The organism is Anaerotruncus massiliensis (ex Togo et al. 2026), from assembly GCF_030825285.1.
GTDB classification, from domain to species: domain Bacteria; phylum Bacillota; class Clostridia; order Oscillospirales; family Ruminococcaceae; genus Anaerotruncus; species Anaerotruncus massiliensis.
On the sequence record NZ_JAPJQF010000078.1, the window covers coordinates 1 to 7707 of the forward strand.

Annotated in this window: 6 protein-coding genes; 5 read left to right on the forward strand and 1 reads right to left on the reverse strand. The window is 59.1% G+C overall.

Annotated features, from left to right (window positions below; genetic code table 11):
- Positions 1 to 1519, forward strand: a 1519-nt coding sequence (locus RCI06_RS13690) for a recombinase family protein (RefSeq protein WP_306576380.1), incomplete at its 5' end; no start/stop codon positions are given.
- Between the two features lie 237 nt (positions 1520 to 1756).
- Here RCI06_RS13690 and RCI06_RS13695 read toward each other — a convergent pair.
- On the reverse strand, positions 1757 to 2830 hold the full coding sequence (locus tag RCI06_RS13695; protein WP_306576381.1) for a hypothetical protein: 1074 nt from the start codon (positions 2828 to 2830) through the stop codon (positions 1757 to 1759).
- A gap of 334 nt (positions 2831 to 3164) precedes the next feature.
- On the opposite strand from RCI06_RS13695, the gene RCI06_RS13700 reads away from it, so the two are divergent.
- From RCI06_RS13700 to RCI06_RS13715, 4 genes are all read left to right on the forward strand, one after another.
- Positions 3165 to 3476, forward strand: a complete 312-nt coding sequence (locus RCI06_RS13700; RefSeq protein ID WP_101553108.1) for a hypothetical protein — start codon at positions 3165 to 3167, stop codon at positions 3474 to 3476.
- Between the two features lie 4 nt (positions 3477 to 3480).
- Positions 3481 to 4521 carry a V-type ATPase subunit gene (locus RCI06_RS13705; RefSeq protein ID WP_101553107.1) on the forward strand — a complete coding sequence of 347 codons (1041 nt, stop codon included), beginning with the start codon at positions 3481 to 3483 and terminating at the stop codon, positions 4519 to 4521.
- Between the two features lie 128 nt (positions 4522 to 4649).
- Entirely contained in the window at positions 4650 to 6626 is a 1977-nt protein-coding gene (locus tag RCI06_RS13710; RefSeq protein WP_306576382.1) for a V-type ATP synthase subunit I, read from the forward strand.
- 67 nt (positions 6627 to 6693) lie between these two features.
- Positions 6694 to 7137: an ATP synthase subunit C gene (locus RCI06_RS13715; RefSeq protein ID WP_256153168.1), complete on the forward strand. Its 444-nt coding sequence runs from the start codon at positions 6694 to 6696 to the stop codon at positions 7135 to 7137.
- Positions 7138 to 7707: the final 570 nt, after the last annotated feature.

Consider the following 7707-nt stretch of genomic DNA (forward strand, 5'->3'; position numbering starts at 1 on the left):
AAAACCATTGATTTTATTAGCTTTTTGCCGCTATCGCTATCACACCTCATTATTCGATAGACCCTCTTGGAACGAACTTGTTGAGAAAATTGAAAATGGCGAAGTGGCGACCTTAATTGTCAAAGATATGTCCCGTCTTGGACGCGACTATCTGCGCGTGGGGCTTTATACGGACGTTCTTTTTCCTGAAAAGGGCGTGCGGTTTATCGCTATCAGCAACGGCGTGGACAGCGCACAACAACAGGAAAACGACTTTACCCCGTTTTTGAATATCATAAACGAGTGGTATTGCCGCGATACAAGCAAGAAGATACGCGCTGTGATGAAGTCCAAAGGGGAAGCAGGCGAACATCTTTGTACCAATCCGCCTTACGGCTACATGAAAGACCCCGACAACAAAAAGCGTTGGATTGTGGACGAAGCCGCCGCCGAAGTAGTCAAGCGGATATTTGCTCTCTGTTTAGAGGGCTACGGGCCGTCGCAGATTGCCCGGATTCTGAAAGAGGATAAAGTCATAACGCCGACTATCCATTTTCAGCGGACAGGCAGGGCAACGAGGAATACGCCGCCGGACAATCCGTACAACTGGACGGGCGACACCATAGCCGATATTTTAGAGCGGCCAGAGTATCAAGGGCATACGGTGAACTTCAAGACCTACAAGCAGTCGTATAAGAGCAAAAAGACCTGTTACAATCCCAAAGAAAAACAGCTTGTTTTTGAGAATACCCACGAAGCAATCATAGACGCTGATACATGGGAACTGGTGCAGGAATTGCGGAAGAACAAACGCCGCCCGACAAGGACGGGAAAGACCAATCTGTTCTCTGGTATTGTTCGCTGCGCAGACTGTGGGGAAAAGCTGTATTACTGCACAAGCAAGAACTTTGAAGCGCGGCAAGATCATTTTGTTTGCTCCACTTCAAGGCTCAAAGGGAAAGAGGTCTGCCCGACGCATTTTATCCGCGCCGTTGTACTGGAGCAGGGTGTACTTGCTCATATGCGGCTTGTGATTGCCTGTGTGTCTACCCATGAGGAACGATTTAGAAAAGCTATGGGAGCGAAGCAGAAAGCGGAAGCAAAAAAGGAGCTTGCGGCAAAACGGCGGCAGCTCACGCAAGGGGAACGACGCATTGAAGAACTCGACTGGCTATTCAAGCGTATTTACGAAGATAACGCCAACGGAAAAATCTCCGACAGTAGGTTTCAAATGCTCTCTGACGATTATGAGCAGGAACAAACGGAACTGCGGGAAAAGCTGTTGCAACTGAACGAAGAAATTACACAGCAGGAAGAACAGGCAGAAAACATTGATAGGTTTATCGGCAAGGTAAAGAAGTATCTCGACTTGGACGAGCTGACGCCCGCCGTACTGAACGATATGGTAAAGGCGGTGTACGTCCACACTCCCGACAAGTTAAGCGGTCGTAGAGAGCAGCAGATAGATATTTCCTATGACCTTGTGGGAATACTCCCCGCTTCCTTGCTCTACGACCTGCAAAACGGAGAAACGGCATAGCCGAAGCTACGCCGTTTCCCGAAAACAATCTTTATGCTGTTTTATGAGTGCCGCCCAAATGGGCGGCCGCTTTATCATTTAAGCACTTATCAGGTAGGGGCACACGGGGGAGGGTCGCCGACCCTCCGCCCGTGAACGCGCGTGGGCGGGCGTCGCCGCGAAGCGGCGCTCCGGCGCAAAGCGCCGGGCAGACCCGCCCACAGGCCATTTGCGGTCAGGGGCCGCAAATGGGGCGCGTCAGTAGTCCCAATAGCTGTCGGGCATTTCTTTTTTCTCGCGGGTATCGATATCGACACCTTTAGCAGAATCCAAGATTTTTTTCAGCTCGGCGTTTTCCTTGTCCCAATCCTTGTCGGAAATCTTAAACATGCTCTTGAGCTTGCTCTGGGTGTACCACTTGCCAGTGTCGAAGGTCTTCCCATCGATTTCCACGGTTTTATTTGAGCTGTTGCGGTCGAACATGTACTCGGTGTACTTGTCCTCCCAGTTGTTGCGCTTTTTCTCATACTGGCTCTCCAGGCGTTCATCCTTCTTGTCCTGCGCCTCGGAGGAGAGCTGGCGGATGAGGTAGCTTCCGTCATAGAGGGTGACGTTATCCCACTCGACCATCTGCGGGCGGTCGTAGTTATAGACGTTGAGCGCGATGTAGGAGGGATAGACGTCCTTGGTGGTCAGCGTGCAGTTGCCGAGCTTCTTCTCGTCGAAGTAGTAGGTGAGCACGCCGTTGTTGGCCTTGATGAGCAGGGAATGCCAGCCCTCTTCCACGGTGAGGTCCTCGGTTTCCTTGTCGCCGTTGACAAACCGGTTGGCCATGCCCCAGCTTCCCTGCGCTTTCGGGTTATAATATTTGAGCACGGGCGCGCCGGAACCGCCCTTGACGAGCGCGATGGCGGGCGAGGAATTTTTGAGCGTGTTGCCGTCGCCGTCCACGAGGTCGACGCGGAACTCGGCGCGGCGGCGTCCGTCGCTCGACGAGAACCAGTTGTCGTCGATATTGATCTTCACGGTTGCGGTCCAGGTGTTGCTCGAGGGCATTTCGACCGGGAGCTTCTTACCCTGGAGGGCGTAGTATTTGTCCTTTTTGTCGTCCGAACGGTATTTGTAGTAGCCCTTAGGCCCCACGGAGAGATAGAGCTTGCCGTCCGAGCGGTCGAACTCCTCCGGCTCATACCGGTCGGTCACCCACTTGTCGGCCGATTTGGCGCTGGTGCTGAAGGTGTCGCTGGTGATGATCGCGATTGCCGATGCCGGCGCGGAAAGCGCCATGACAAGTACCAGCAGCACGCTGATGGTCGCTGTCAATTTTTTCATAGCTTGGATCCTCCCTCAGAACTTGGCAGCCGTACTGGTGCCTGTCTATATTCACTAACAGTATAACAATTAGTATAATGAAAATCAAGGAAATCGAGGGATTTTATCTCGGGAAATATTGCCTGAATTTCTTAGTGTCTGTCCCAAACATTGTTAAGTTTGACAAAAATAGCGCCCCCGGCGCGGAAATTTGGTTCGAGCCTCACAGAAAGCGGGCAAAAACCGCGGCGGACCGAAAATCCGCTTGCAAAAGCAAAAGAATGAGACTACACTTAGTAAACAATCAGAATGGGGCATTAGCCCCCTTCCATCTTCCGGCGAAAGGGATGGTGCTGTGGAACGGGTCATCAAGAATCTGGTCGAATATGACAAGCGCGGCCGGCGGCTTGTGGAAGAGGCGGAGGAGGAGCGCCGCAGCGTGCTGGCGCACATGGACGATTATAAAAAGGAGCTCGCGAAGCAGTACCACGAGCGGGAGCAGGAAAAGGTGGAGCAGTTCCGCCAGCAGGCCCAGGTGGAGAAGGAGGAGGCCCTCGCCGCGGCGCGCGCGCGCCACGAGGAGGCGCTCGGCCGCCTGAAGGCGAACTACCGGAAGAACAGCGCGCGGTGGGTCGCCGAAATCGTGAACCGCTGCATCGGGGGGTGACGCCGTGGCGCAGTATGCAAACGCGGTGATCTCCAAGGCGCGCGCCATGTACGGGCAGATGCTCTCCCCCGCCCAGTACGACGACCTGCTGCGCAAGCAGAACGTGCAGGAGATCTCCGCCTACCTGCGGGAGAAGACCCCCTACCGCGCGGCGCTGGAGGGGGTCCAGGACAGTACGATCCACCGCCGCCAGCTGGAGAACCTGCTGCACAGGGACCTCTTTTACCAGTACGTGCGGCTCGCGAAATATGTCCGCGAGAAGGACAGCATCTACCAGTACATCGTCATGGACCTGGAGATCGAGCTGATCCTTTCAAGCCTGCGCAATATCATCTCCGACGAGCAGGAGGACTTCGTCGCCTCCCTGCCCACCTTCATGCAGCCCTACGCGAGCTTCAACATCCTGGGGCTGGCGGGGGCGCGCTCCCTCGACGAGGTGATCGAGGCGGTGGCCGGGACGGCCTACGAGCCGGTGCTGCGCCGCTGCCAGAAGCAGTACCCGCCCGACGGCAACACCCTGCGCTACACCCGCTATGAGCTGGCGCTGCGCACCTGCTATTTTTCCACGCTGCTCGAACGGGCGAAGCGGGAGACGCGCGGCAGGGCCTCCGCCGAGCTGCGGGAGCTGATCACCATGCGGGCGGAGCTGATGAACCTCAACACGATCTACCGGATGAAAACCTATTTTCAGGCGGACGCCGACCGCATCCGCGTGACGATGCTTCCCTTCTACAGCCGGCTGAGGCCGCGCCAGCTCGAGGAGATGGTCAGCGCGCGGGACACGCAGGCGTTTTTGAAGCTGCTTTCCGCCACCCCCTACGGGCGGCGGATCGATCCGGAGACCGGCTTCTTCGAGGGGGAGACGGACGGCGTGCGCTACCGCGCCACCCGGAGGCTGCTCCGTTTTTCGACCAGCCCGGAGGTGGTGTATACGGCGTTCATGCTGCTGCGCAGCATGGAGACGGAGGACATCGTGCGCATCATCGAGGGGGTCCGCTACGGGCTGCCCCCCGAGAAGATCGAAAAGCTGCTCTATAAGGCGTAAAGGACGACCAGGCGAAGGACCGATTCAAACGCGAAGGACCGGCCGGCCCCGGTGGGGCGGGCATTTCAAATATCCCGGGGGGACCGGCGGGGGCCGGTTCCCGTCTGCCGGAGAAAGGGCGGATTCACATGTCGATTGCCAAGCTGGCGCTGGTGAACATCGTCGGCGATATGAAGAGCCTCGACGACGTCATCATACGCTGTTTGGACAGGGGGGATTTCCATCCCGAGCCCTCGCAGCAGGCGGCGGGAGGCATCCGCGGCTTCACGCCGCTGTCGGAGGAGAATCCCTACACCGACGCGCTGCAAAAGCTGACCGACGCGGGCGTGGCGGCGGGGCTCAACCCCAAGTACATGCCGGAATATGTGCGGAGCGACAAGCTGTCCCGCGTCGCGGCGCACAGCCGTCAGTATTACGAGGATTTTTACAGGACCTTTTCCGAGGGGCTCGGCGCTCTGCGGGAACGGATGAACTTTTTGCAGGGGGAGATCGATCAGGACGAGGCCGCGCTGCTGATCCTGTCCCACCTGGCGGAGCTCGACGTCGATTTCGACGAGCTTTTCACCTGCAAGTATATCAAGGTGCGGCTCGGAAGGTTGCCGCTCGACAGCTACCAGAAGCTCTCCTTCTATGCGGGAAAGCCCTTCATCTTCAAATCGTTCGACGCGGAGAAGGACTACCGCTGGGGCGCCTATTTCTGCATGGCGGAGGACGCGCCCGAGATCGACGACATCTTCTCCTCCCTCTACTTTGAGCGGATGCGGGTGCCCGCCTTCATCCACGGCACCCCGGAGACCGCCCTGACGCGGCTGCGGGAGGAGATCGCCACCAACCGGGAGCAGCTCGCGGCGGCCAAAAACCAGTTCCAGGAGCTGGTGGACGCGCAGCGGGACCGCTACTACAAGCTCTACACCCGGCTGAAATTCCTCTCCGACTCGTTCGACATGCGCAAATATGTCTCTGTACTGAAACGGGAATTCATCGACGTATTCTATATCACTGGCTTTATCGAGGAGAGCCGCGCGGACGACTTTGCAAAGAGCCTGCGGCTGCTTGCCGACGTGACCGTCGAGGTCAAGCCGGACGACTCGGACAAACGGCTCCAGCCGCCCACCAAGCTCAAAAACGGCTGGTTCTCCCGCCCGTTCGAGATGTTCGTCGAGATGTACGGCCTGCCCGCCTACGGCGACTTCGATCCCACCCCCTTCGTGGCCTTCACCTATTCCCTCCTCTTCGGCGTCATGTTCGGCGATCTCGGGCAGGGGCTGGTGCTGGTGCTGGGCGGGTGGCTGCTCTGGAGGTTCAAGCGGTTCCAGATCGGCGCGGTCGTCAACCGGATCGGCATCTTCTCCTGCATCTTCGGTACCCTTTACGGGTCGGTGTTCGGGTTCGAGGAGCTGCTCACCCCCTTCTATACGAATGTCCTGGGCCTGCCCGGCAAGCCGATCGAGGTCATGGCCCCCGAAAACACCAACCTCATCCTCGTCGCTGCGGTCGCGCTCGGCGTGGTGCTCATCTGCACCTGTATCCTGATGGATATCTTCGTCAGCCTCCACAAGCGCGACTATGAACGGGCGTTTTTCTCCGCCAACGGCGTAGCGGGCCTTGTCTTTTACGGCGCGGTCCTCTTCGGCGCGGTCATGATGTTCCTGGCGGGCAAAAACTATTTCACCCACCTCTACGTCATCCTGCTCATCGTTCTGCCGCTGGCGGTCATCCTGCTCAAGGAGCCGCTCGGCAACCTGCTCCGCGGACTCGGCGCAAAGCCGGAGGAGGGCATGGGCGCCTATCTGACGGTCGCGCCCTTCGAGCTCTTCGAGGTGGTGCTCAGCTTTTTCTCCAACACGATGTCCTTCCTCCGCGTGGGCGGCTTCGTGCTCAGCCACGCGGGCATGATGGCGGTCGTCTTCACCCTCTCCGAGATGGTCGGGAACGCCGCCAGCCCCGCGGTCATCATCATCGGCAACCTCTTCGTGATGGGCATGGAGGGCCTCATCGTGGGCATCCAGGTGCTCAGGCTCGAGTTCTACGAGATGTTCAGCCGCTATTTCGACGGCGACGGAAAACCATTCTCCCCCGTCACGGTAAAGGGCGCGGGGAAGTGATCTTCTCATCCGACACGTCTCTGTGCCTTCGGGCGCGGATACCAATTCAATTTGGAGGTAATTTGTGATGTTGTTTGTGATTGCTACCGCCGCGGTGATCGTGGCCACCCTGCTGCTCATCCCCATCGTCAAGGTCGGTTCCACCTCCGGCGCCAGAAGGCGCGTGCTTGCCAACGCGGGCGTTTTCCTCATCGCTACCCTGCTGATGATCATGATGGCGGTCGGCGTTTCGGCCGAAACGCCCGATCCCGACACGGCCCCGGACACTGCCGCCGTCGAGACCGTCCCCGCCCAGAACAACCAGGGCATGGGCTATCTCGCCGCCGCGCTCGCCACCGGACTCAGCTGCCTGGGCGCGGGCATCGCGATCGCGTCCACCGCCCCCGCCGCGATCGGCGCGTTTTCCGAGGACCCCAAGGCGTTCGGTAAGGCGCTGATCTTCGTCGTCCTCGGCGAAGGCGTCGCGCTCTATGGACTTCTGATCTCGATTCTGCTGATCAATAAGCTCTGATTTGCCGCTCGGCGAGCGGCGGAGGTTGTCGGTGGCCGGCCGACGGCGGTTTTAGATTTGCCGCTCAGTGAGCGGCGCAGTTTGTCGGTAGTCGACCGACGGCGAGTGACTTTCTTTACGCCAAAGAAAGTCACCAAAGAAGGGCGCGAGGGGCTTAGGCGGCCTTCCCGGGCTGCGCCCGGAGCGCGCTACGCGCGACGGCCGCTCGCGGGCGCTCCGCCCCGCGACCCCGGCTTGAGTCCGCTTCGCGGACCCGGCCCTGTGGGCCGGATTCTCTATAAGGATGGCCTGCGGCCAAATCCCCTTGACCCCCGCGCCGCCTCCGATTGGCCTGCGGCCAAAGTCGGAGGCGCCCCGTCCACGGATGAACGGACGGGTGTACAGCATCCCGCCCGCCGCCGCGCCGCGGGCGCAATGCCTCTGCCGGCGAGTCTCCGGAACCGTACCGGAAGAGCTTCCGGGGAGGCACGGCCGCTTTTGCGTGGCGCGCAGCGCCCACGGGGAGGCGGAAAACTGCGCGGCTTTGCCGCGCACGCGTGCAGAGCGCGTGAACGCCCGGAACGGGCGTTG

Bases quoted from the DNA above. Each gene is read 5' to 3' on its own strand.
- RCI06_RS13695 (WP_306576381.1), bottom strand. From the start codon at position 2,830: ATGAAAAAATTGACAGCGACCATCAGCGTGCTGCTGGTACTTGTCATG.
- RCI06_RS13710 (WP_306576382.1), top strand. From the start codon at position 4,650: ATGTCGATTGCCAAGCTGGCGCTGGTGAACATCGTCGGCGATATGAAG.
- RCI06_RS13715 (WP_256153168.1), top strand. From the start codon at position 6,694: ATGTTGTTTGTGATTGCTACCGCCGCGGTGATCGTGGCCACCCTGCTG.